Source organism: Ktedonosporobacter rubrisoli (genome assembly GCF_004208415.1).
GTDB lineage: Bacteria > Chloroflexota > Ktedonobacteria > Ktedonobacterales > Ktedonobacteraceae > Ktedonosporobacter > Ktedonosporobacter rubrisoli.
In genome coordinates this window covers 4,399,502-4,425,395 of record NZ_CP035758.1, presented here as the reverse complement: position 1 = coordinate 4,425,395, position 25,894 = coordinate 4,399,502, and the positions used below count along the sequence as shown (strand labels likewise).

At 50.9% G+C, this 25,894-nt stretch carries 16 protein-coding genes; 7 read left to right on the top strand and 9 right to left on the bottom strand.

Annotated elements, in window-relative coordinates; translation table 11 throughout:
* Positions 1–723: 723 nt before the first annotated feature.
* The 8 genes from EPA93_RS19490 to EPA93_RS19455 form a co-directional block, all read right to left on the bottom strand.
* A complete protein-coding gene (locus EPA93_RS19490) occupies positions 724–2,091 on the bottom strand; it encodes a cytochrome P450 (RefSeq protein ID WP_165423256.1) in 1,368 nt (455 codons plus the stop codon).
* Positions 2,092–2,339: 248 nt separating this feature from the next.
* Positions 2,340–4,214, bottom strand: a complete 1,875-nt coding sequence (locus EPA93_RS19485) for a glycoside hydrolase family 15 protein (protein ID WP_129889111.1) — start codon at positions 4,212–4,214, stop codon at positions 2,340–2,342.
* Positions 4,215–4,404: 190 nt separating this feature from the next.
* The gene (locus EPA93_RS19480) at positions 4,405–6,198 is read right to left on the bottom strand and encodes a protein kinase domain-containing protein (RefSeq protein WP_129889110.1); all 1,794 of its coding nucleotides are present in this window, start codon (positions 6,196–6,198) and stop codon (positions 4,405–4,407) included.
* Between the two features lie 167 nt (positions 6,199–6,365).
* Positions 6,366–7,391, bottom strand: a complete 1,026-nt coding sequence (locus tag EPA93_RS19475; protein ID WP_165423255.1) for a sucrase ferredoxin — start codon at positions 7,389–7,391, stop codon at positions 6,366–6,368.
* Between the two features lie 333 nt (positions 7,392–7,724).
* Positions 7,725–8,201 carry a helix-turn-helix domain-containing protein gene (locus EPA93_RS19470; RefSeq protein WP_129889108.1) on the bottom strand — a complete coding sequence of 159 codons (477 nt, stop codon included), beginning with the start codon at positions 8,199–8,201 and terminating at the stop codon, positions 7,725–7,727.
* 204 nt (positions 8,202–8,405) lie between these two features.
* Positions 8,406–8,726, bottom strand: coding sequence for an SCP2 sterol-binding domain-containing protein (locus tag EPA93_RS19465; protein WP_129889107.1), 321 nt, complete (start codon positions 8,724–8,726; stop codon positions 8,406–8,408).
* A gap of 229 nt (positions 8,727–8,955) precedes the next feature.
* Positions 8,956–11,895 (bottom strand): alpha-mannosidase, encoded by a 2,940-nt coding sequence (locus EPA93_RS19460; protein ID WP_207229594.1) that lies wholly within the window; start codon positions 11,893–11,895, stop codon positions 8,956–8,958.
* 391 nt (positions 11,896–12,286) lie between these two features.
* Complete coding sequence (locus EPA93_RS19455; RefSeq protein WP_129889105.1) at positions 12,287–13,441, bottom strand: GntR family transcriptional regulator; 1,155 nt, start codon at positions 13,439–13,441, stop codon at positions 12,287–12,289.
* Between the two features lie 985 nt (positions 13,442–14,426).
* On the opposite strand from EPA93_RS19455, the gene EPA93_RS19450 reads away from it, so the two are divergent.
* The 5 genes from EPA93_RS19450 (at position 14,427) to EPA93_RS19430 (ending at position 20,370) form a co-directional block, all read left to right on the top strand.
* A complete protein-coding gene (locus EPA93_RS19450) occupies positions 14,427–16,217 on the top strand; it encodes an ABC transporter substrate-binding protein (protein ID WP_129889104.1) in 1,791 nt (596 codons plus the stop codon).
* A 192-nt stretch (positions 16,218–16,409) separates the two neighbouring features.
* A complete protein-coding gene (locus EPA93_RS19445) occupies positions 16,410–17,492 on the top strand; it encodes an ABC transporter permease (RefSeq protein ID WP_129889103.1) in 1,083 nt (360 codons plus the stop codon).
* 15 nt (positions 17,493–17,507) lie between these two features.
* Positions 17,508–18,386 carry an ABC transporter permease gene (locus EPA93_RS19440; protein ID WP_129889102.1) on the top strand — a complete coding sequence of 293 codons (879 nt, stop codon included), beginning with the start codon at positions 17,508–17,510 and terminating at the stop codon, positions 18,384–18,386.
* Between the two features lie 17 nt (positions 18,387–18,403).
* Entirely contained in the window at positions 18,404–19,471 is a 1,068-nt protein-coding gene (locus EPA93_RS19435) for an ABC transporter ATP-binding protein (protein WP_129889101.1), read from the top strand.
* A complete protein-coding gene (locus EPA93_RS19430; RefSeq protein ID WP_207229593.1) occupies positions 19,468–20,370 on the top strand; it encodes an ABC transporter ATP-binding protein in 903 nt (300 codons plus the stop codon). Before EPA93_RS19435 ends, EPA93_RS19430 begins: the two co-directional genes overlap by 4 nt.
* 132 nt (positions 20,371–20,502) lie before the next feature.
* On the opposite strand, the gene EPA93_RS19425 is transcribed toward EPA93_RS19430, so the two are convergent.
* Positions 20,503–21,429, bottom strand: a complete 927-nt coding sequence (locus tag EPA93_RS19425; protein WP_129889100.1) for a helix-turn-helix transcriptional regulator — start codon at positions 21,427–21,429, stop codon at positions 20,503–20,505.
* Positions 21,430–22,031: 602 nt separating this feature from the next.
* On the opposite strand from EPA93_RS19425, the gene EPA93_RS19420 reads away from it, so the two are divergent.
* Positions 22,032–22,535, top strand: a complete 504-nt coding sequence (locus EPA93_RS19420) for a 6-pyruvoyl trahydropterin synthase family protein (RefSeq protein WP_129889099.1) — start codon at positions 22,032–22,034, stop codon at positions 22,533–22,535.
* A 157-nt stretch (positions 22,536–22,692) separates the two neighbouring features.
* Positions 22,693–25,887: a winged helix-turn-helix domain-containing protein gene (locus EPA93_RS19415; RefSeq protein ID WP_129889098.1), complete on the top strand. Its 3,195-nt coding sequence runs from the start codon at positions 22,693–22,695 to the stop codon at positions 25,885–25,887.
* The last annotated feature ends 7 nt before the right edge of the window (positions 25,888–25,894 follow it).

Sequence of the window (25,894 nt, the reverse complement as noted above, 5' to 3'; positions counted from 1 at the left end):
AGCCCCTCTCTGCTATCCAGGTATGCCTCTTAACTACTTGTTAAATTTACTTGTGTGATCCTGGTAGCCTCATCAGGCACAGCATTTGCCATGAACGCACATACGGTGAGTATTGATGAGATAATTCCTGAATGATGTTCGCATTAGTTTGGCTGGTGCAGGATGCTGATGTGCTTTGACTATGAAGTATGAAAGCATATACGAGCTAGTTTTTCTCCCGCTCTGCGCGCAGGATGCGTTTGTACCAGGAATATAATCAGGTTCGTACAGTTTCTGCTGCTGAGCTCACAAGAGTGAACTCTTAATACTTACTTTGTTGACGCCTACTAGCGGACATCTCTATTGTATGTATTTTGGCTCTGTCGTCAACTGCATGGTACGCAAGTCGCTACCAGAGCGATTGCCGGAATTGCTGATATCGACATAAAAAATAATGGCAAGGCCACTACTGATGAGTATCTCATATATAGCAAGAGCTCGCTATAAAGTATATAACACTTGAGGATGCTTTATCGTCAAGTTTGGTAGCCTTATAACGCCAGTATGGTCAAGAATGAATGTAGAACCCTGTATCTATGATAACATAATTTCTGTGCTTTCAATTCCAATTGCCCCTGCCCCAGGGCTTTCCAGTTCCAGTGGCTCGCTGTCTGAGGGCGGCAAGAAGGGAAGAAGCGGGGCATCACCCCGTGCCCCAGGTCTAGGGCTATCCCATTCAGGAGCCTATCTTCTTTTGAGGGCTAACATGCGTAAACCACCCTGCATGCGCAGCGTGACGAGCGGCTCAGGCTTGACGACCCGCTCTGTAAGCGGGAGGAAGCGGTAGCGCTGAGCGATTGTGGCAAGCGCTAGCTGCGCTTCCATGAGGGCAAAATTATTGCCTATACAGAGACGCGGCCCGCCGCCAAACGGGAAGTAGGCAAAATGGGGGCGTTGCGCCGAGTGGGCTGGCGCGAAGCGCTCGGGATCGAACTCCTCGGGCCTTTCCCAAAAATCGGGGTGGCGATGCGTAACGTACTGTACAATTGCTATTTCGCTATTGGCTGGAATATGGTAGCCCCTGATCTCGTCATCTGTATGTGTGCGCCGCGACATGCCCCAGGATGGCGGATAGAGACGTAACACTTCGTCGATTATCATGCGGCTATAGGGAAGCTGAGGAAGATCATCCAGGGTAGGGGTGCGCCCACCCAGGACGCTGGCCAATTCCGCATGTAGTTTGCTTTCGATCTTTGGGTGCTGGGAGAGCAGATACCAGGCCCAGGCTAAGGTGCTTGCAGTTGTTTCGTGCCCGGCCAGGATAAGCGTCATTACTTCGTCGCGTAGCTGCTGATCGCTCATGCCCTCGCCTGTTGTCTCATCGCGTGCATTGAGCAGTATCGAAAGCAAATCCTCGTGATCCTCTTTGCTTAAGCGACGTTCCTGGATAATGGTTTGCACAACGCTATCAAGCGTGTGGAGTGCCTGTTTGTAGCGCCGGTTGCTGACGACGGGGATGAAATCGGGCCAGGTAAAATGGTAAAACTTGTGGTTGATATGTTCAAGGGCCGTAGTTAAGGCTTTTCCGACCGTGATTACTTTCTGGCTAGTATTAGTACTAAAGAGCGCCTGTCCAACGATCTGCAGGGCCAGGTTCATCATCTCGGCCGGAATATCCAGAATAGTCGGCTCTTGAAGCGTTTGCCAGCGTTCGAGCATTGTCTCTGTAAGCGTGGTCATAAGCGAAGCAAAGGAGGCGATGCGTTGACGGTGAAAAGCCGGCTGCATTAAACGGCGCTCATGTAACCAGGCTTTACCCTCGCTGGTCAGCAAGCCATCTCCGAGCAGCGAGCGAAGTCTACGGTGGGCAACTCCTCTATGATAGTTCTGGTGGTTGCGTCTGAGAGTGTAGTCGATATCATCGGGATGGAATATGAGGTAGACATAGATGTTGGCGAATACGCGAAAGCGTACAATATCACCATACGTTTTGTGCAGGTAGAGGTAAAAGTTCATGGGGTCCCGCTGCAGATCAAATATATTGCCCACAAAAAAATTGCTCTCTGGAGCGGGGATTACTTTTTTGGGTACCTGGCCAGTTGCTAGAGCCATAAAGTTCTCCTGAGATGATCGAGCCTTCTTGATGTTCTTCTCTACATAATTATAATCGCGTAATTGTTTGTGCGCTATCACGTATGCATATCGGTTAATTGCTCTGCTGGTAGATGTAAAAGCTATTTCCTGCTTAGTGGACATAAGCTCATGATGAGCCTGGAAGAGAATAATGCAATAAATTGCCGGATGTAACTGTTCATCCGGCAATTGGATAGTTGTGATCTCGCTATGTGTATCGTTTGACTTTAAAGGTTCCAGTCAGGCGCCGTATGAGTCTTATTGAGAGCCTGATCTATAGTGTAGCAGGCGGTAATCAGTGAGAGATGGGTAAAGGCTTGAGGGAAGTTGCCTAGCGCCTCTCCGGTTGGGCCAATCTCTTCAGCATAGAGCCCTACGTGATTGCTATAGGAGAGCATTTTTTCTAGCATAAGGCGCGCCTCTTCCAGACGTCCTGCACGAGCCAGCGTCTCGGCCAACCAGAAGCTACACATACTAAAGGTGCCCTCAATGCTGCCCAGGCCGTCATTAGCTGCTGTAAGAGGATTATAGCGATGGACTAAAGAATCGCTGCAAAGCTCTTTTTGGATACGCTCAACTGTATGCAGGATACGAGGATCGCGCGGACCAGCAAATTTGGTGATTACCATCAACAGGGCGCTGGCATCGACGGAATTGCTGCCATAATATTGGACAAAGCTTTTCTTCTTCTCGTTCCAACCTTTTGCCATAATTTCTTCATAGATATCAGCGCTGGCTCTGGTCCATTCGACAAGAGGAGCCGGCAAGCCACGATGACGCGATAGGCGCAGCCCACGATCAAAGGCAACCCAGCTCATTAAGCGGGAATGCACAAATGGTTTGGGACCACCGCGTACCTCCCAGATGCCCTCATCGGGTTCTTGCCAATGAGTGCTGAGCCAGTTAAGCTGGCGACGTATGCTCTGCCAGAGATCATAAGAGACGGCTGCGTAGCGATTGTAGATATAGATAGCATCCATCAATTCGCCGTAGATATCGAGCTGCTTCTGTTTATAAGCTCCGTTGCCGATGCGCACAGGTGCGCTCTGCCGATAGCCCTCCAGATGATCCAACGTGAACTCAGTCAAATCGTGCTTACCATCAATGGTATACATTGGCTGTAGCGTGCCGTTGTCTTTGAGCTCATGGCAGCGAGCGTCGAGCCAGCCCATAAAAGCCTCGGCTTCCTGGGTAAAGCCAAGCGTAAGCAAACTGAAGAGCGTAAAGGCCGAATCGCGTAGCCAGGTGTAGCGATAGTCCCAGTTGCGGTTGCCTCCCAGCGTTTCGGGCAGGCTTGTCGTAGGAGCGGCAACTATGGCCCCTGTTGGGGCATAGGTCAGCAGCTTGAGGACAAGGGCCGAGCGCTGGACCATTTCGCGCCAGCGTCCCTGATATTGGCATTGCGCCAGCCAGCTTTGCCAGAAGCTTCTCGTCTTCTGGAATTCCTCCTGATAACGTGCGAGTGAGTGCTCATGTAATGTAATCTCATTATTGCTGGCACCTTCCAGGATGAAACGGGCTGATTGGCCCTCGCGTAGTGTAAAGTTGGCGCAGACTCCTCCTTTGCCATCCAACTCTATAGGGACGGAAGAGACCAGGCCCAGGCGAAGATCAGCGCTATGGAAAAGTGCACCATATTCGGTAGGGATAACTGCATGCTGGTCGCGGGCATAGTTGAAAGCCGGGCGGCAGACCATTTCAAAGTTGAGTGAGCCCCGTACGACAGAGACAGAACGAACAATATGGTGCTGGTGATGATGCCGGTTATTGTCCTGCTTAATAGGCATAAAGTCGGTGATTTCCGCTACGCCGTCGACAGTGAGAAAGCGCGTGATCAGGATGTTGGTTTCGGGCAAATAGATCTGCTTGTGGCTCATGCCTGGAGTTTCGGGAGGGGATATGCGAAAATAGCCTCCTTTATTGACATCCAGCAAGGCCCCAAAGACACTTGGCGAATCGAAACGTGGGAGACAACACCAATCGATAGAACCATTCTTTCCTACCAGCGCAACTGTATGGAGGTCACCTATTATCGCATAATCCTCTATGGGCTGATAGGGGCTGGATGGACTCAGTACGCCGTTTGGTTGATTTGTAAGCATTGAATTCGTAACCTCGCTATTATTTGTGCATTTCTATTTTATAATGTTGAGCCTTCTCGAAGCTACGAAGCAAGACTTATGTTTCAGTGCAGGTGTTCTTGTAGGCGCCACGTAATCCCTCGAAAAAATGCTTTGCTAAATTAGTGGGTGAGGAGAAGCTTGCGTTGGGACAAGCTTCTCCCTGGCTGGCTCAGGCGCTTCCTAACAGTATGGCTGTGGCGAAGACCAGAATCCCTCCTCCGACGACCTGGACGATGGAGAGCCACCAGCTTGTGTTGAAGAAACGGTGGCGAATTGCGGCAATGGCAATCAATTCGATCCCGACGACAATATAGGCAAGGATCAGGGCCAGGTTGATGTCTGTGATGAGGAACGGTAATGTGTGGCCTGCACCGCTAAGGAAGGTCATCAGACCAGTGATGCCGCCACGAATGAACGGACTTCCGCGCCCGGTGAGCTCACCATCGTCGGAGAGCGCTTCCGCGAATGCCATACTAATGCCTGCGCCGAGCGCCGAAGCCATCCCGACCAGAAAAGTCGTGAAGGGCTTGTGCGTGGCGATGGCAGTAGCAAAGATGGGAGCCAGGGTCGAGACCGAGCCGTCCATCAAGCCTGTCAGACCTGGTTGCACTATACGCAGAAGAAAACTCTTGTCAGCATCATCATCCTTTTCTTCCTCTGCTGCCGCCAGAGGTACGGCGGGGATTGGATCTGTGCTTTTTTCCTCGATTTGAAATTTCTGGGCCGGGCTGGCTTTCTGAACTGGCTCCGCTCTTCGCTGACCTGTTAAGCCAGGTATTGAGAGTGGGGACGAGTTCGTAACCGATGTGCGTACAGTGTATTGGAGGTTATCGTGACCCCGAAAGCGTATATCGAAGAGAGAGACTTCATCAAGGCCTCTACCTGTTGTTGGTGAGGTAGGGCTTGAATGAGCCACTGAAGGTGATATAGCAGGCAGGCGACCACCCGTGACGATAGGAGGAATGATCTGCCATTTTCCTGTAGAGGGCGAGGCAAGGCTTTCTTCCTGGATGATCTCCGCATGTGCGGCTCTAGGAAGGGCTGTATCATTGAAGCCTGGCAATCTCTCTGTGCTGCTCCCCAATATATGAGCCAGCGAAGTAACCAGGTCGCTGGCCCGCTGAAAGCGCTGGGCTGGATCGCGAGCGAGTGTGCGGTTTATGAGCTGATCGATAGCCTCGGGCAGATCGGGCCGCAATTCGTACAAAGATGGAATGGGTTTGTGGACGTGCTGTAAAGCTACGGTAAACGGGTCATTGCCTTGGAACGGGGGCTGTCCGCTTAAGAGCTCAAAGAGCAGGACGCCCAGCCCATATATATCGCTTCGGGCGTCAGCTGGATAGCCCTGCACGCACTCGGGAGCAGTTGACTCAGGGGCGCCTAAAAATGCGCCAGTAATCGTGAGCAGATGAGCGTAGGGATGATCGCTGCCTTCTATACCCTCAAGGGCCATGATATCGGCTTGCCCGAGTCCAGCAACCTGGACCGGTTGGGCGCCATTGAGGAGAATGTGGGCGGGTTTAAGGGCCCGATGGACTATCCCTTGATTGTGCGCATGATCAAGGCCTGCGGCTACCTGCTTGAGGATTTGCAGAGCTAAAACTGCATTGCACGGTCCATTCTTCTTTATTTGATCGGCAAGAGAGCCGGTCGTGACATATGGCGTGATGATATAGGGCGTTTCTGTGTGGATACCGTAATCATAAATGGGAGTCAGGTTCGGGTGCCTGAGCATTTTCAGGGCCGATGCTATCTGGGCGAATCGGCGCATAAAGCGGCTTCGCGCTTGTACTGAAAATGTATCGGGCAAAAAATACATGATAATGGCTGCAAGCGTGTCTGCATCGGCCTGCCTGGCCAGATATACGGCATTGCTTTGCCCCGAACTTAATAGATGCTCTATGTAATAATTTCCCACAAGCTGACCGACGAGGTTCTGTGTAGGAAGTTGATGGATCGTCATTTTATCTCCTTACCATACTACTGGTAATACAAGTAATTCAGGAAACAGATGGTATCTGATTGCCACTCTCCAACTTTGCTGTGAATAGCTGGCATATCCTCCAGTCATGCCAGGCCCAATACGCCCTTTGGGGAAGACATGCCTGCTTGCTGAAAATGTCTGTGAGCTTAGCTGGCGCCTAACGCTATGGCTTCTAAGGCATGATATTTTTTGAGATGATAGGACTTGATGCAGCTAGTTTGCTCTCCTTTGCATATGGAGTAGCTCGTAACTTCGTGAAGCTGCTCGCTGATCCTGAGTTGATGAATGTTCTGATCATGCTGTGATTCAAAGCAAACGTCCCAGCATCCCGTTGTCTTATCCTCTGCCGCCAAAAGCCTGAATATGTCAAGATTGCGTATGGCAGGTTCCTCTAGAAAGGTGAGCTTGCTGCGTGGCTGGGCTAGCTGTATAGGTGAGCTGCTGGCCCTGATTGTGGGTATCTGGATGGCTTGCATTGCCAGGCAACGACGAAGGAAGTAGTCTGCAACCTGAACTGCTGGAGTGTAACAGGTGCGACCGCGATATTTCTCGATATATATCTGTTGCTGCCGAGAATATTGCACGATTGGCTCAATATCCGTCTGTGTCACGCGGCCGTAATAGACGCCGGCGGGAAGACAGAGAACGGTTGCCGCAAATTGATCGCCACCTAGATGAGAGGTTTGCCAGGTGCACTCACCGACAAAGTTGCGCAATTCTCCATAAATGGGTAGGCCAAATTTGGCGCAGCATCGGTCATGCTTTCCGTGCGTACATACCAGAAAAAGTGTTTCCTGGCTGAGATATTTATCATAATAGGTATGGCCACTCATGAGAGAAAATAGATCTATATCTAGCAATTCGTCGTAGTCGCTGAGCCGGAACGCATAAAGCGCCTGCCTGCTTTCCTGGGACAGTGCGATGTAGAATGTGATGGATTCGATTGGCCTGGTGTGATGCCTGATAAATTGCAGACGTGTTCTAGGATAGAATTGTTGGGCCTTTTCGAGCCATTCTTTTGCCCGAGAAGACAAGGCGCTCTTTTCGGGGGCATCAGCATTCCACGGTCCTGTGTATTCCAGTAGGAGCCACAAATCGACATTCGGGGCGGTCCCAATCATAGGTACATGTGCATCTTGAGAAACGCAAGCACACAGCGGCTTCTCTGCCATGAGAAAGCTCCTTATCGTCATAATATTTGATGAGAAAGGGAGTCTTCATCGGCTAGTCATAGCTACGTGGGGCAAGATATTCTGAAACAAGATGGAATGCTAAACTAACTGATGGAACAAATCTCATCATCCTGGTTAACAGCATACCAAGACTTGTCCTCATATCCAGGAAAACCGCCGATTTTTGGCAAAAAAGTACTCATTGTGGTAAAGATTATTTGATCCTTATCATTTTCTTATAGCCATATCAAAAGGAAAAACATGCTTAACGCATTCTGCCGCGTGGCAAAGTGCGAAGCAAACGTACATTTAAAAGTTTTGGAGGTCGATGGCTCAGGCCCTGCCCTGAGGAGAAATGCTAATGGGGTCGCTCTTGTTGCGGGCTGTACGGCGGGGAGAAACTGTGGGGGCTGCTTGGAAGCGGGAGACTTTTTCACGAATGAGGGAGATCTGGGAGTGGACTGCTTGGCGGGATTGTTGGAGTTTGCGGGCGATTTGGGAGGGTCGTTCATTATTCAATAGAAAGCGGCAGATGGTTTCTTGTTTCTCTGTCAGGCCGACTGCTGGATGGGCTAATGCTGCTCTTGCCATATCTTCCAACTGGCCATATTTACTTCGCCTATAATCATCTAGATCAGATGGTAAGAAGAGCCAGCGGTCCACAACGCGCATTCCCGGTATACGACCGGCTTCCACTAAATGCATAAAGTGCCAATAACTAAGATCGAGTTGTTTTGCCGCTTCATGGGTAGTGAGCATACCGTTAAGGTGCTGCAGATTATGATGTAGCTCGTCGCTCCTCAGGACCATTTCGGACGCCTTTCTACGGTTCTCCGTGTGCTAAGAAGTGCCTGGCAAAGATAAAACTTGTCATCATGAGTATACCATAGGGGCGCGATGCTGTGCAAGGCTGAGGTTAGCCTACTGGGCCTGGGCACAAAGAAACAGACGACCATATAAAATTGCTTGAATGGTCGTCTATTTCTCGATATCTACAAGGATAGAGGGCGTGAGCTAGTTTTTGGGAATGAGATTGTTAAGGCGCATAGCAAGTCCCATCTCGCCACTTACCTTAATCTTGCCGGTCATAAAAGCATTGACTGGTTCGAGTTTGCGCTCTATCAGGGCGATCCAGTCCTTATCGCTGATCGAGATGGTCATATCAGGTTTTTCCACTCCGCCGGGGATAATCTCACACTTCTGGTCTGCGATTTTAACCGCCCATTTCCCGGCCTCTTCACCACTGATATTTACCTGGATGGTTTTGTTTAGATCCCCCACTGCTGCAGGGTTAAAATCACGCTGCAGATTTTCAAATGTTTCTGCTACTGTCATTACTTCTTATGCCTTTCTTGCCGGATACCTGTCCCACCATATGTTCGAGTATTGGTAGGGCCCTGGCTCTCTATCTGTGAAATTGTGCCGAAAGCGCTTTAACAAAGCTATAGTATAGCAGCCGTTGCGGATCTATGTCCAGTTAAGTAGCTGGGGATGAGCTTAAGTGCTCACGGAGCCAGAGAAAAAAGGACTATTGGTCCTTCTTCTCTAGCTGTGGGCAGGTGGCTTATCTAGCGGGTTGAAGGCGCAAAGTAAGGATCTCAAAAGGTCCAAGCACTACTTCTACCTTCCGGCCCGTATGCTCTAGGCGCGCTTCCTTCTCCTCCAACAGGTTTGTTTTCCAGATCTCGGCTATCCCTATGCCGGCTATAAGCTCGGTGCGGGTGGTTGCTCCTGCTGATTCATAGAGGCGTAAAATAAGATCATCATTTTGCTCGGCTTTCTTAACGCCCTCAAGGATGACATTCTCTGCTGAGATCTGTACTAATGAAGCCTCGGGTAGAGAAGCGCTACCTTCCAGCTCTCCAGGGATGACATCAAGGGGAACGTTAAGCTCGTAGCCTGCACGCATAACCTGGCCGGCTACGTGGTCACCAGCGTGAGGAAAGAGCGCGTAGGTAAACTCATGTTGGGCTAGGTCGGCTTGAGGATCAGGGTAGTGTGGACTTCTTAAGAGATTGAGATCCAGCACATTTTGTGAGATTTTGTGGCCGTACTTGCAATCGTTGAGCAGGGCTACGCCGTAATCAGCCTGTGAGAGATCGACCCACTTGTGGGCACAGACCTCATACCTGGCCATGTCTATGCTTGTGTTGTGATGAGTAGGCCGCTTAATAGTGCCAAACTGAATATCGCAGGTTGCCTCTGTCGCGCTGACGTTAAGCGGGAAGCTGGTACGCAGCATCTTGTGACTTTCGCGCCAATCAACTGTGGTCACGAAGTCGATGCGCCGACTCCCTTTTGTGAGTATCACCTGTTGTCGCAGCGTTGATTGCCCGAAGCTATAGTGCTGTTCCATGATAGCTTGAGGGCCAGTAAGGAAGGCGTGGGAGCTTTCAAGGGCAAAGGAAAGTGCCGGGCGTTCATCGTAGTCCATAGGAAAATCCCAGGCATCCCCGTTGTCATGGTAGAGACTCAGCCTGTTAGCCAGTTGCTGAGGCGCCAGGACATCGCGCTGATGTTCCTTATCAAAGATGGCTTGTATCGCTCCATCGGGTGCGAAGCGAAGCTGAAGGAGGTCGTTTTCAAGGATCTGCGCTGAGGCTACAAGCTGCGTCGGCGCGTCGTTAGCAAGCTGCTCTGTGATCTCAAGGCTGCTATAGCCCAATGATGGTACTGTTACATAGCGCCATTGTCCCTGTACCTGTAACCATTCGCTGCGGACCCAGGAGAGCGAATTAAAGATGGTATAGGTTTGTCTATTTGCTTGCGGCTGGCGAATCAAGGTCGCCTGAGCCTTTTTCGTGAGCTGCTTGACCTGGTTGGAGAGCTCTTGATAGCGCGCTAGCGATTCATCGTAGACGCGCTTGATTGATGAGCCTGGTAGTATATCGTGGAATTGATAGAGCAAGACTTCTTGCCAGATCGCGTCCAGCTGCTGGGAAGGATAGGGCTGCCCGGCCGTAATCAGGGCCAGGAAAGAGAAGAATTCAAGCTCGCGCAAGGCAAGTTCAAGTTTGCGATTGAAGCGCTTGCTTCTGGCCTGGGTTGTATAGGTGCCCTGATGTTTCTCTAGATAGAGCTCGCCAACCCAGGTTTTGTACTCATCAGTTTTTTCGGCAATCCGCTGAAAAAAGTTTTCGATGGGTTCCTGCTTCACAGGAGCCAGGCCCTCAAGGTTGCGTTCGCGCGCCAGGTATTCAAGATGTTCACGACCGGGGCCGCCGCCGCCATCACCGATGCCATAAAGTAATACGCACTCTTCAGAGACCACCTTATCGGCAAAGTTTTTTTCTGTGGCCCTAATTGCGCGCGGAGCCGCTGAACTGTTGTAAGTGCCCTCGGGAGGCATGTGGGCAAGCACCTGCGTTCCGTCGATGCCCTGCCAGAGAAATGTATGGTGCGGGAAGACGTTAAAAGTGTTCCAGGAAAGCTTGATGGTAAGGAAATAGTCAACGCCGGCTTTTTTCAAGATCTGGGGCAGGGCCGCTGTATAGCCGAAGACATCAGGGAGCCAGAGCATGCGGGGATCTTTGCCAAACTCTTCGCGGAAGAAGCGCTTGCCATAGATAAGCTGTCGTACAAGAGCTTCGCCGCTGGGAACATTGGTATCTGGCTCGATCCACATGGCGCCCTGAATTTCCCAGCGCCCCTCGGCGACCCTGGCCTGAATCCTTTTGTAAAGCGCTGGATAATAGGTCTTCATCCATTGATAGAGCTGCGGCTGGCTGGCGCCAAAAATATAGTCTTGATAGCGCTCCATCAAGGCCAGGGTAGTGGCAAAGCTGCGGGCGCCTTTGCGAATAGTTTCGCGCAGGGGCCAGAGCCATGCCAGGTCTATATGCGCATGGCCAATCGCGCTGACCTTGAGGGACGGCGTACCGCCTGTTTTGGCAAGTTCGGGAGCCAGGATAGTGCGTGCACGCTGAGCCTCTTCACTGCTATACTCTACCAGCTCAAGCGAGGCTTTATGAAGGGCGGCCAGGATACGATGCCGGCGTGCCGTATCTTCTGGAAGTTCCTGCATCAGCTCATAGAGAACTGCGAAGTCATAGTAAAGCTGGTACATCTCGGTGCTGTACAGAGCAATGTGTGCTTCTTTCAGGGAGCCGCTATCCTGGTATACCCCAAAGAGATCGTTACAGCCTGCATCGGCCCACAAATCGATAACTTCGCTGCCATGAGCCTGCTCCGTCAAAGGAACTACCCGTTTGCCTGGCCGCCCCAGACTCTTATCAAAAGTAGAGCTGACTGTGGTCAGGCCGAGAACAGGATTGCCAACCTGGTCAACAACACAGGCTTCACCGCTCAAATCTATCAGGAGCACAATAGCTTTTCCACCCGCTTGTTCTGGGACAGTTCCTGTGAAGTGGAACCAGGCGCAATCCCAGAGCTTGCCCCAGCTCTGACCAATGGAGAGCTCCTTATGGGCACCTGATAGGCGTTCTGCGAATGGCACAGGCTCGGGCGTAATCCAGGCTTCAACTTGTAGAGCCGTCAGAGGCATATAAATGGATCGCTCGATAGTTTCGAGAACCCTGCTGAGGTGGTGTTGTGTTTTTAAATAATGATATGGCAAGCTGCCACCCACGCTTTCTAGAGAACCAACAGGCCGGATCAGCTTCGCCAGATCCTGTACTTTGCGCTTTCAGCATAATACCAGAATCAACCAGCAATAGCTGACCAAGGATAGTAGAGATAAGGACCGGTTGCATAGATGGGAAATAGCTCATGCTAAATGTATAGACAAATAGTATTTTAAAAGTCTGCTCAAAGAGCAATCTTGCGGCTTAAAATGTACAAAATGGTGGGCGCTATTTTGCCGGGATTGGCATATGACACAGGACAAATAAGAGTAAGCACCAATAATGGAAAATTTACGCTTACCGGGCTCAAGTTTACTGACGCGTTGTCTCTTCATTTGCGACTAAACTGGAGACGCGCCGGCGAGCCCCACATGATTGGCGGATAATCAAATTTGCTGGCAATTCGATATGCCGCGTTCCGATTGTCTGGCCCTCGATGTGATTAATGAGCAGCGTGCCCGCGTGTAATCCCATTTCCACCCGCTGTTGCGCAACGGTAGTTAAGGGCGTACTGACCAGCGCTGCATAGCTCACGTCATCAAAACCAACAAGAGCAAGGTCCTCGGGAACACTTATATTGTGCCGCTGAGCCGCCTGCATAAGGGCTAAGGCGATATCGTCGTTGACAGCAAAAATAGCATCAGGGCGATTACTGCTTGTGACTATATCGTCGTAGCTGCCATATTTCCTGGTGGCGGCGATATAGATAAGCGATTCGTCATATGCACGTCCATAATCGTTTAAGGCTTTACGGTATCCTTCCCAACGGTCCCGCACCGAGGTGGTAAGCAGGCCGTTGCGGCTGACAAAACCGATACGTGTATGGCCCAGGATCAGTAAGTGCTCGGTGGCTCGATAGCCTCCACCCAGATTGTCTGACGTGACATAATCGCAATCCAGACCTGCGATGTAACGATCGACCAGAACAAATGGTACCCGTTCGGCCTTCAGCTGAGCAAGAGACTCATCGCGGTCGACATCGCTCAGCGGAAAAATGACTAGTCCTTCCGTACTGGCCCGCAGGCGCTCAATATCCTGGGCTAGTTCCCTGGCGTCTTCTTCTGCATAAGCAAAGCTTAGCTGGTAGCCGCGCGATTTAGCCGCCTGCTCAACTCCCAGCAGGATATCAATGTTCAGCTCATCTCCCGCCCGGCTTAAGATCAGGCCAATGCTCTTTGGCGCCTGCTGAGAAGCTTGATCCTTCTGCTCTTGAGCCGGGCTTGTAGCGTGTTGCCGTACAAACGTGCCACTACCCTGGATTCGTTCTAGAAAGCCTTCATTTACCAGCGCGCTGAGAGCCTGGCGGACTGTGCCCCGGCTACTATGATACCTCTTGGCAATTTCTAACTCTGTAGGAAGGCGATCTCCAGCTGCGAATTCTCCTGAGATGATACGTTCCCGAAACTCATCAAGGATTTGCGTGTAAAGAGCTTTTGTACGGGAACCTTTTTCTGATTTTTGCACCATGCGCTTCCTTACAAGATCACTCGGCAAACTTCTCAAAAATTTAGACAAATTTGCCTTTGTACTTTTCAATAGTAGCGGCCTGTTCTCAAAAAGTCAAGGGTTTTTGGAACATTAACCTGTACAAATTTTAGCGATCTTTGAGCTCCTCTACAGAGCATAAGAATGCTTGTTCAGCGGCTTAAGCTTTCAACTGCATCTATCGCTGATGCGTCATATAAGGGAAATGTATTGACAAATTTATCTGGTCATATTAAGATAATTGTATGTATAAAGTCTTTGCTGTTATGCATACAAAATTAGTGGGGAAATCTTTTCTGGCACCATCGGGAGTTGACACAGGCGTGGCTCCTGGAGAGAGAAGATGTTGATGTATGGCAGTGAATGGGAACCCTTCTTCATTATATCTTCTATTCCTTTAGCTGAAAACGACGCACGCTTTCTATCGAAATAAGGTGGCACGAAGCAGTGGAGGCTTGATAACTTTCAAAGGAGATAATTGCGCGTGTTTGCTAAATCTGGGTTATAGCTTTGCTCAGCGGGTGGTTTCCTGAGCTGCGCAAGGCGCATTATTCCTCGTAGATCTTCCAGGTTTGCAATTAATTTGCCTGATTCCTATACCTGCTAAACCTGGAGTACTAAGCAATAAATAGGTCGTCTGCCCACACGGCCTATCAATATATGTATTGCTGACCCGCTTTATTTTCGCTGCTTGTAAATTGGCTGGTCCCTTGCATATGGATGAATATCTCTTGGCCCAAGCGCTAATTTTTACTACCCTGAATTCAGGGGATGGGCCCAGGCATAGAGAACCCGCTGGTAGACCGCCGCTCTCGTTCCAGGATCAGGACTACCAGGGTGGGCGGAGCTACAGGCGCAGTGCTTCTGCAGCACGGAACAGATAATCTGCGCTCACAAAGATCTGGAAATAGCCAGGCCAGGCCATCGCGGGCTTGTAGTATGTCTGGCATTGAAAGGAGTATTTATTATGGTTATTCGACCTGACAACAAAGGGGAAACATCCATAACTCGGCGACAGGCGCTACAGATGGTGCTGATAACGGGAGGCAGTATTGTCGCTGGCGACTGGCTGGCTGCCTGTGGAGGCGGTCAATCCCAAAATCAGAAGGCTCAGAGCATAGTTCCGACACCACGCGAGCAAACTCTTGTGGTAGATCAGACGGATTTTACAGTATTTGATAGCTTTAATCCCTTTATTCCTAATGGCTGGCAGACCAATGCTGGCTTCGATCAGGTCAGCCAGGAGTATCTATTTTACTACAACCTTGTTACCGGCGAGACCAAGCCCTGGCTGGGTAAAGAGTGGAAATATAACGCGAATTATACCTCTTTGACCTTGACCCTCAATCCCAAGGCCCATTGGAACGATGGCCAGCCTCTAACCTCTAAGGATGTCAAGTTTAGCATTGATATGCTGAAGAGTAATGCTGCTCTGGCAGGTGGAGCTGATTTCCAGCGTTTTGTCAAAGATGTTACTACGCCCGACGCCCAGACTGTCGTAATCAACTTGAATGAGCCCGATCCGCGCTTCCATTATTTCTTCATTTGTGGCATTGTTTCGGCCAGGCTGCGCATCATGCCGGAGCATATCTGGAGCAAAAAGGACCCTATGAGCTTCCAGAATAACCCTCCTGTGATGAGTGGTCCCTATAAGCTTGATCGCACGATCCCGGCACAGTTTATGTATGTGTGGAAGAAGGACCCCAACTATTGGAACAAGGACGAGCTCGATCCTAAGCCAGAGTATGTGGTGTATAGAAGTTCGCCAAAATCACAAGACGCGGAAGTGGGGCAATTCAAGCAGGCCCAGTTTGATATTACTACAAATATTGATTACAAGCAGGCCTCAGCTATCAAAAATACTGGCTATGCGAACATCAGCATTATTACCAAATTTGTTGATCCCTGTCCGCGTGCTTTCGCCATCAACTGTGATCCATCGAAAGGACTACTTGCCGATCCGCGCATGCACTGGGCCATCTCTTATTTAGTGGATCGCAAACAGGATGGCGAAAAAATCTGGCCTGTTCCCACCCCTGTTGCACAATTCCCCTGGGCAAACTATCAGGGCAATGATAAGTGGTCGAATCAGGAGCTGGCCAGTAAGTATCAACTTACCTACGATCCAAAGAAGGCTGCGGCCTTGCTGGATGAGATGGGCGCTACGCTTGGCAGCAATGGCAAGCGCAGCTATCAGGGGAAGCCTCTTCACTATGAGGTATCAACCTCCTCTAAAGTTGGTGATCCGGAATATATCTTCGCGCAGAATCTTGCCGATGAGCTGAACAAAGTGGGGATAGATGCTACGGTCAGATACTATGAAGGCGCTACCTGGCAGGATAGATTCAACCAGGGTAACTTTGATATTACAGGCTATTACATCTGCGGCAACGTCTTTGATCCCGGTCAGTTGTACACCTATTTTGAGACTGCAAAGACCAAGCCGATAGGCCAGGACGCGACTGCGGGCGGCAATTTGACCCGTGCGCAGTACAAAGATCTTGATGAGCTTGCCCGCAAGCTCGATGGCAGCGATCCCAGCGATCCCAAGAATAAGGGGCTCTACGATCAGGCTCTCGAAGCCTTCTACAAGAATCTGCCCTATATTCCGATTTGCCAGACTGTCTATCCCTCAATTGTCAATACTTCTTACTGGAGCGGTTGGCCCCTTGATGACAATCTGAATCAGGTACCCTTGAACTGGTGGGGACAATTCCTCTTTGTGATAGGAAACCTCAAGCCTGCCGCTAAATCCTGAGCCAGCTTGCCAGTTTATTGCCTGGCTTTCTGCCTTCTGCGCTCGGTCAGTCCTACAAGCGTGGTCTGACCGGGCGCGAGAAAAGAGGCCTTTTCGGGAAATAGCCCTGGCGGATTGGCAGCCTGCCTGCAATGTGAAGCCTACGGCTGTTTCCTCCAATCCAGTTGGATTCTAGAATTTATGGAGCAGAGCATGATTACTAGCAAACCTGACCGGCTCGGGCTGAGCGGACGGCAAGTTTTGTCGGCCTATCGTAGCTGGCGAACTGCTCATCCGCTAATTGCCTATGCTATCCGGCGCTTTATCGCCTATCTCTTTACGCTCTGGGCCGCCTTTACGGTGACGTTCTTCTTCTTCAGGCTGATCCCTGGCAATCCTATTGCCGGCTACATCCAGAGCCTGCAAGCCAAACAGGTCTATAACGCTCAGGCCAGCGTGGATATGGTCAAATATTATAATAGGATTTTTGGCCTGGATGGTAATCTCTTTCAGCAATATACACATTATATGTACCAGGTCTTTATTCAGCATGATCTCGGCCCCTCTCTGTTGAGCTTTCCAACTCCTTCGCAGGTCTTGATCATGCGCGCTTTGCCCTGGACGATTGGCCTATTGGGACTGGCGACGATTATCGCCTGGGTACTGGGCATTATCTTCGGCGCCTTGCTTGGCTGGAAGCGCGATAAGAAGGTAGCTGATTGGGTCACTAATATCACGATTGGACTCTCACATATTCCCTACTACTTTGTGGCTTTGATCCTCGTCTTTTTCCTGGCCTACCAGATGAACTTGTTCCCTTCTACTGCCGCCTACGATCCTGGTATCGATCCTGCTATCAGCTGGGATTTTATCGAAAGCGTGGTCGAACATGGGCTTTTGCCAGCGTTCTCGATTGTAGTTATTGGTATGTGCGGCTGGATGCTCTCGACGCGTATGCTGCTTGTGACGATTCTTGGCGAGGATTATCTGACCTTCGCGGAAGCAAAGGGGCTCAAGCCGCGCCAGATCTTGATGCGTTATGCCTTGCGTAACTGCTATCTGCCGCAGATCACCGGTCTGGGTATTACGTTGGGAACCATCTTCAACGGCAACGTGCTGGTTGAGCAGCTCTTTGTCTATCCTGGCATTGGTAATCTGTTCGTCACTGCTGTGCAGCAGCTTGATTACAACACGATTCAGGGTATCGTTGCGCTGGCTATTTTTGGCGTGTTGACTGCCAACTTGATCATTGATTTGCTCTTGCCAGCACTTGACCCACGCGTGAAGTATGCCTGATTAAGGAGGAGGCCATTGCGTAGATTTATACAGGCCATCCGGGGTTTCTGGAGTGCCAGTCACAAAGTTCAGATCGGGATTGTGATTCTTGCCTTTTTTATCCTGGTAGCGCTCTTTCATCCGCTGATAAATTCGGCTATTGGTCATGGTTCAGATCCCCTGGCGGTCTCGGCTAGCGAGGCCTGGGAATTGCCAAATGCCCAACACTTGCTTGGAACCGATCGCTATGGGCGTGATATCCTGGCGATGACCGTAACCGCGACCGTGGCTTCGCTTGAGGTCGGCACGATTGCTGGTCTGCTCTCAACCATAATTGGGGTTGTAGTTGCCTTTGTCGCGGGCTATAAAGGTGGAAAGTTAGATAGTTTTCTCTCTGGCTTTACCGACATTATTCTCGTTGTGCCAAGTTTCCCATTGCTGATTACTCTCTCCGCCTATACGACGAAAGTGAGCCTGTTCTTCATCGCCTTAATGCTAGCTATCTTTAGCTGGCCGTTTGCCGCCCGCACGATTCGTTCGCAGGTGCTCAGTCTGCGCAATCGTCCCTATGTCGAGCTGGCCAAAGTGACGAAGCTTAACGACTTCGAGATCATCTTTATGGAGCTGTTGCCAAACCTGCTTCCCTTTATTGGCGTCGGCTTTGCCTCGGCTGCGCTTGGCTCGATCTTTGCCCTGGTCGGCCTGGAAGTCATCGGCCTTGGACCAAGTGGCACCCTTGATCTCGGACTCATGCTAAACTGGGCCCAGTCCTGGGGCGCTTTGACGCTAGGCTGCTGGCCGCTTTTTGTTGCACCTGTAGTTGTGCTGACTTTGCTATTTTTGGCGGTAAACCTCATCAATATTGGGCTTGAGGAGGTCTATAATCCAAGATTGCGCAAGATGGCAGGCGCTTAGGACGGAGGCTCATAAAAATGGCAAAAAATGCGTTAAAGACTGTGGAGAAGAAAACTGCGGTTGGCTCCCCGCTGTTGGATATTGAGGACTTGAAAGTCTACTACAATACGATCAGTGGCGTTGCCCAGGCTGTGGATGGCGTTAATCTTCAAATCAAGCGCGGCGAGATTCTGGGTATTGCCGGTGAGTCTGGTTGTGGTAAGAGCACGCTGACAACTGCTTTACTACGCCTGACGAAGCCGCCGGCCTATGTTGCCGCTGGCCGCATTCTTTTTTACCCATTGAATCAGCAACCTATCAATTTGCTTGAGGTTGATGGTCCGGACCTGCGTGCATTCCGCTGGCGCAATCTGGCCTACCTTCCACAAGGCTCGATGAGCGCTCTCAATCCGGTTCTGCGTGTGAAAGATCAGTTCTCTGATGTGATGCTCGAACATAGTGAGATGAGCAAGCGGGATGCTCTGGCCATGGTGCCTGATTTGCTCAAGCAAGTTGGGCTTGAGGCATATGTGGCGAATATGTACCCGCATGAGCTTTCAGGTGGCATGAAGCAGCGCGTAACGCTGGCGATGGCTATCGCGCTTGAACCTGATTTGCTGGTAGCTGATGAACCAACGACAGCATTGGATGTCCATGTACAGCGGGTCATCATTCAGATGTTGGCCGGTTTGCGCGATAAGATGGGAATGACGGTAATTATTGTCACGCATGATATGGCTGTGCATGCGGAACTGGCTGATCGCGTGGCAGTGATGTACGCAGGGGGCGTAGTTGAAGTTGGGGATGTGCGCCAAATATTCAAAGCGCCAAAGCATCCCTATACGCGCGGTTTGATTGGCTCGATCCCACGTATTGGAGGAGAAAGAATACGCCTGGGAGGCATCGGCGGCAATACTCCCAGTCCTCGTAACTGGCCAACTGGATGCCGTTTCCATCCGCGTTGCCCACAGGCGATGCCAATATGCAGTCAGGAGACGCCCGCATTTCTTCCTGTAGCTAATGAAGCGGGCTCGAAAGTAGAATTACAACCGCTTGTGGCCTGCCATCTTTACTCACATCCAGAAGCGGAGGGAACATCACGATGACTAGTATGCAAGGCATAGAACTTGATAATATAACGCAAACGTTTCGTGGTGCGGCTATGCGCAGTACTGGCTCTGAATTTAAAGCTGTTGATAACGTCTCGTTTAGCCTTGATGCCGATCCGCCACAGATTGTGAGCCTTGTTGGACAAAGCGGCAGTGGGAAGAGCACAATTGCGCGCATTATTCTAGGCCTTCAGAAGCCGACGAGCGGAAGCGTTACTTACAATGGTAAGGATATCTATAAGTTATCCAGCAAAGAGTATGATATTTATCGACGAGAAGTGCAACCAGTCTTCCAGGACCCCTACGGGATTTTCAATCCGTTCTACCGGGTTGATCGCGTCTTCTGGACCGCCATCAATAAGTTTAAGCTTGCTTCCTCGAAGCAAAAAGGCCTGGCTCTGATTGAGGAGGCTTTGCAGGCTGTAGATTTGCGGCCTGAGGATGTGCTTAAACGCTACCCCCATCAACTGAGCGGAGGGCAACGTCAGCGCGTTATGCTGGCCCGCGTCCATTTGTTGCAGCCGAAATTTATTATTGCCGATGAGCCAGTATCGATGCTTGATGCAGCGGTGCGCGTGCTCTTTCTCAATATTCTGCTCGATTTCAAACAGAAATACGGTATGACCACGCTGTTTATTACGCATGATCTCTCTACAGCCTATTATGTGGGAGGAGAGATTATGGTGATCTCGCGAGGGCAGATTGTTGAGCGTGGGTCTGTAGATACTGTGCTTGTGCAGCCATCGCATCCCTATACGCAAATGCTGCTCGCCTCGGTTCCTGTGCCCGATCCAGATGCCAGGTGGCATGAGAAAACTGAAAGCCCTTTGAAGCAGGAAGAGGAGAAGGCAGTTATACCACAAATACCCGATCTGGAAGTGCCCGGCAGTATTTAGTATGGGCTCCAGAAAGCTCTCGGGCGAGGAGATGGAACCGGGCTCCTGTGGTCCAGCTTCACAGGAGTCCGAGACAGCCCACAAGCGCTATCTGCCCGGGGAGGAAAACAAATGTATGGAGACAATTCTATGTTACATTTGGTAGTGTTCGGCCAGGTCTTTAATTGCCTGCTGGACACGTAGACGCAAGTCTTCTGGGGCAAGCACTCTGGCCTCAGTTCCGAGCTGGAGCAATGTGCGTACGATCCAATCGTATTCCTCTGGCCGCCAGCGCATACAGAGCCAGCCTTCTCCGTTCTCTGTACGCTGAATAAGATGCGCCACATAAGGTTGATGTTCCAGGCGCAGCACGCCGCGCGCCGTTAGCTTGATGCGAATTTCTGGATGGGAAGGATGCTCGCGTGGAATCGAGTCAACAGGCGGTTCCAGAAGCTGTGGCGCTGTAGCTTCCCTCACGCTAAGGAAACGATCCACGCGATAGATACGCATAGCTTGCCGTTCAGAGGAATAGGCCTCGCAATACCACAAACCTGCGCTGCTGCTCAGATGCATTGGGAGAAGCGTTTGCTCTGAAACTCCATTTTCCGAACGGTAGGTTACCTCAATCCATTGCTGGTTGCGTACGCTTTCCAGCAGCTGGTCGAGAAAGGGTGTGGGATAAGGTCGCTTGGGGAGGTCGAGCGAGAGCGCCTGGGCCAGCTGGTCGAGATTATCATGTTCGCGCTTTGGGAGAAGCGCTTGAACTTTGTCTAGCAACGATTCGCGGGCCTGCTTGAAGGGCAGCTCACTCAACTGGGAAAGACTGGAAAGCGCCAGGCGTAATAAAAGTGCTTCATGCAAGTTTAAGGCAAGAGGGGGTAGAGAATAGTCTGCGGGTAAGCTATAGCCCCCACCGCTTCCGCTCTCAGCAATAATCGGGATACCCATTTCGCTAAGAGCCTGGATATCGCGCACGATTGTGCGCCTGGAGACCTCAAACCGCTGGGCGATCTCGCGGGCTGAATGTTTCCCTCCCTGTAAGGACAAGAGAATAGCGGTCAAACGATCTATACGGTTCATGTTCTATATCCTTCTATGAAAACGCAGGCCTTAGCATGCCTCTCTGTCTTGCGCTGCTTTTCCACACTGATCTTATGAGTTATGGCGAAAACCAGGGCATAGCTCTTTGCTAAGCTTGCCAGTTTTCTCAAAAGAGAGCCGTTCATGCTCATTTATTGTTGGACGCCTGACAATATATTTTTGCAACATAGCTTAAGGTATTGTATAGTATGAGCGTGTTGCGGTGGAATAAGGCGAACTGAAGTATCATGAGTGCGGGAGTGCTCACAGCCTGCTATCGCCAGTAGCGGCTGTGCTGTCGCAGCGAATATGTAGGCGTATATAACTCTATAATTGCCCTGTTTTATTGCGTTATAGATCGCTCTTTGCCGCAAATTTCTATCGGGGTGGCCTTGCCATCCCTTTCACATATGTGAAGCGCTGGCAACCAGTGGAAGCCAGGCGTAGAGCGTGGCATGGTTGCCATAGCTGAGAAGCTTTAACTATTTTCCCTGTAATCCTTCTAAAACCGCTTTGGAGTAGAGATGGAAGAGGGCTTTATGCCAGGAATTGCCCAGGCTGGCGTGAATGTTGTGTCAATAACTTGAGATAGAGGTTTCGGTATGTCGAGCAAGCAAGTTTTACGAAAAGTGAAGATAGAGGGCGGCTACCTTGATTTTAATGCTGCCCACTTTATTACTTATGGCGGGAAATGCGAACGATTGCATGGCCATAATTATTGTGTCATGGTTGAGATTGAGGGCGAACTTGGCGAAGATAAGCTGGTTTTTGATTTTACGGTCCTGAAGCGAATTACTAAGGATATTTGTCGCACGCTTAACCATCGTTTCTTGTTGCCCTTGCATAATACTCACCTGGAGTTGATCCCCACATCCAGGGAATGGGAGATCCGTTTCCGCGATAAGCGCTATATTTTCCCGCGCGCAGATGTTGTTGAGTTGCCTATCGATAATTCTTCAGCCGAGCGTTTAGCCGAGTATATTTGTCATGAGCTATCTACAATTCTCTCCCGGGAGTATGATATCTCGCGTCTGCATACAATCATGGTGGGGGTCTCGGAGGCCCCTACTCAGATGGCCTACTATCAGCGCTCACTGCTGGGCTAGCTTTTCTGGTTTTTTGAAATAGAAGTTATTTAGCCTGGCTTTCAGCTAGTGTGGGCAAGGCGGTTAGCCCTGGTTGGGGCAGGAGATAACTTAACTGCTGATTTGTTACCTATAAAGATCGTGCCTGGGGAACAAAGGAGCTTATCAAGACGAGCTAATGCCGAGATTTGCCAAATATACGCTCACCTGGTCTGCCGAACTGTCGCGTTACGAGCTTATCGAGGGGAAAAATATCTTAGAGCCCTTGCTTATACAGAATGAGGAGCTATGGCTTGCCTGGTTAGCAGATCATTCCTCGTTTGCCTTTGAGGGGAAAAATGGCCACCTCTCTGTGCTGAGAGAAGGGCGTGAGAAAAGCGGAAAGAGTTACTGGTACGCCTATCGGCGCCAGGGCAACCGTGTCGAGAAGCGCTATGTCGGACGTAGTGCTGAACTGAGCGTGGCCCGCCTGGAACAAGTTGCGGCCAGCCTGGCTCAGCAGGGCACAAATGTATCTTGTGAGCCAGTTCCCAAGGTGGCAGTTGCGCAGAGTGATACGAGCCCGCAGCAGAATGTAGCTGATGCTATGGAAGCAGAGCAGCAAATATTGCTTGCTCCCAAGCTGCACTTGCCGCGCCTGGCCGCATCTTTAGTTCTTCGTGAGCGCTTGCTTGCCAGGCTCGATGCTGGCAGAATGGGCAAGTTGACCCTCATTACGGCTCCTGCCGGCTTTGGTAAGACTACCCTGGTGAGACAATGGCTTGCCGCGCGAACTGTAATTACCCGTGTTGCCTGGATCTCTCTAGATAGCAATGATAATGATCCCATACGCTTCTGGAACTATGTCATCACGGCCTGCCAGAGCTTTGGTATCAAGACTAAGCTGCTGTCTTCCGCCTCCTTGGCAAGAGCGTGGTTACCGCCCTTCGAGCCCCCTTCCCTAAAGGAGGAGGCGCTCATACCTTTGCTCAACGAACTTGCGAACCTGAACGAGGGTGCCCTGCTTGTCCTTGACGATTATCATACGATTGACGAGCCGGGAGTGCATGAAACCTTAGCCTTTTTTCTTGAGTATCTCCCCATAACGCTACATCTTGTACTATTGACGCGACTTGAACCGCCGCTTCCACTGGCCCGCCTGCGTGGAAACGGCGAAGTATGCGAGATCCGAGCCGATGATTTGCGCTTTTCGGCAGCAGAGACGGCCACCTTCCTGCAGCCCACGGCTGTGCTTCAACCGGAACATAGTGCGCGACTTGCAAACCGGCTGGAAGGTTGGCCAACTGGACTACGCTTGATCTCGCTGGCTCTGCAGGAGCGAAAAAATCCCGCCGCTATTGAATACTATCTGGCGACCTTAAGTGGAGGCGAACGCGTCTGGATCGATTACTTCGTGGCTGAAGTGCTCTCTGCGCAATCTGAGATCGTCCAGCGTTTTCTCCTACAAACCAGTATCTTGCTTCGCTTGACAGCTCCTCTTTGTGAGTTCCTGACGGGCCTTGAGGAAAGTGAGGATATTCTGGAAACGTTGGTGCAGGCCAATCTCTTTCTTGAGCGGCTGGAGGGTCCGCAAGCCTGGTATCGCTACCATCAGCTCTTTGCTGAGGCTATGCAAGAGGAGGCCCGTCAGCGCCTGGGTGCAGATACGCTACAAGCGCTCTTTCAGCGAGCCAGTCAATGGTATGAGCAACAGGATTTGCTCATAGAGGCTGTGGAGATGGCATTTAAGGCCGGAGACGAGGAACATATGCTAGCCTTGTTGGCCAGGCTGACGGATACTGCAGATATGCGCCAATATCCCGATATACATTTGCTACGCCGCTGGCTCGAACACGTCTCTTTGGAAAGGATGAGTGACTGTCCGCAGCTCTATCTGGCTTATGTAACGGTAATGATTCTCAGGCCAGGCCCTGATCAATTAACGCAGGAGCTGCTTATTCAGGCTGAGCAACTTTTGCAAAGGGCTGCCGAGATCTGGCGCGAAAGACAGAATCGTCTCCAATCAGGCATAACTCTGGCGCTCCTGGCTATGGTTGCCCAACGTCGCAAGCATATAGACCAGGCGCGAGAATATGCCATCCAGGCGCTTGAATGGCTTCCACTCGATAGGCAGAGCGAGCGAGCAATCTGTCTGACGGTTATTGGTATTAGTGCTCTCTTTCGTGACCAGTTTGTGCTATCCAGGCGTATGTTTCTGGAGTCACGTGATCTCTGGATAGCCAGGGAGAATCCTCATGGCGTGCGGGGAAATACCTTGCTGTTAGCTCGCACTTGTATTGAATTGGGTGAGTTGCACCTGGCGGCTGAATATTTGCAGTATGTGCTTGCCGAGGCCAGGACATATAACGATGTTAACGATATTGCAGAGACTCAAATCAGCCTGGCCCACCTCTTCTACGAATGGGATGAGCTAGAAGCGGCTGAGCAGGCCGCGCAAGAAGCCTACGAGCTTGGGGAACAATTACAAAGCAAAGAGCCGCGTGTCCAGGCGGGCGTGATGTTAGCGCGGCTACACAGCGTACAGGGACGGCCTGATGCAGCTCGGGACAACTTAACAACGCTCCTTGTCCACTTATCGCCCCGATATGAAGCGCGGCTCTACAGCCTTGTACTGCTTGCCCAGGCGCGCTGCTCCCTCGCTGAGGGAGATATTGCAGGAGCGCAAAGAAGCTTGCAGCAGCTTGCCGCCTATGAAAAGCTGCCCTTGTTATCTCCAATCGGGCTTGAGGAAGCGGAACAAACGGCGCTGCTTACACAACCTGAGAAAACACAATTATCTTACGCCAGCGAACGATACTTCTTGCTGACGGCGCGGCTGTATCTTGCCCGGGAAGAAGCTGAGAGAGCCAGAGAGTTGCTTACCTGGCTGCTTACTGCGGCTGAGGCGGCCGGGCATTGTAAAATTGCAGTAGAAATCAGGGCCATTTTGCTCCTGGCTTATGCCGCGTGTAAGCTACGCCGTGATCTACCACAGATGCTGCATACTCTGCTGCGTCAGACGTATGCTGAGGGCTACTTAAGGCTCTATCTAGATGAAGGAGAGCCGTTGGTCAGAGTATTAAGACAGCTTGTTCCCCATATACGCGATAAAGCACTTAGCCCCTATCTGCAGAAAATCCTACGGGCCTTCACAGATCAATTGGATCTGGCGAACGAGCCGGTCTTCCCGGCGGCTCTAAGCGAACCGCTCTCGGCGCAGGAGCAACGCGTTTTACAGCTGCTGGCAGCCGGGCGCACAAACCCTGAGATTGCTGAGAGCTTGATTGTCTCGGTGAACACCATCCGTAAGCAAGTACAGAGTATTTATCGTAAGCTCAACGTTACTAATCGGGTTGAAGCCAGCGAGCTCGCACGAACCCTACACTTGCTCTAAATCCTGA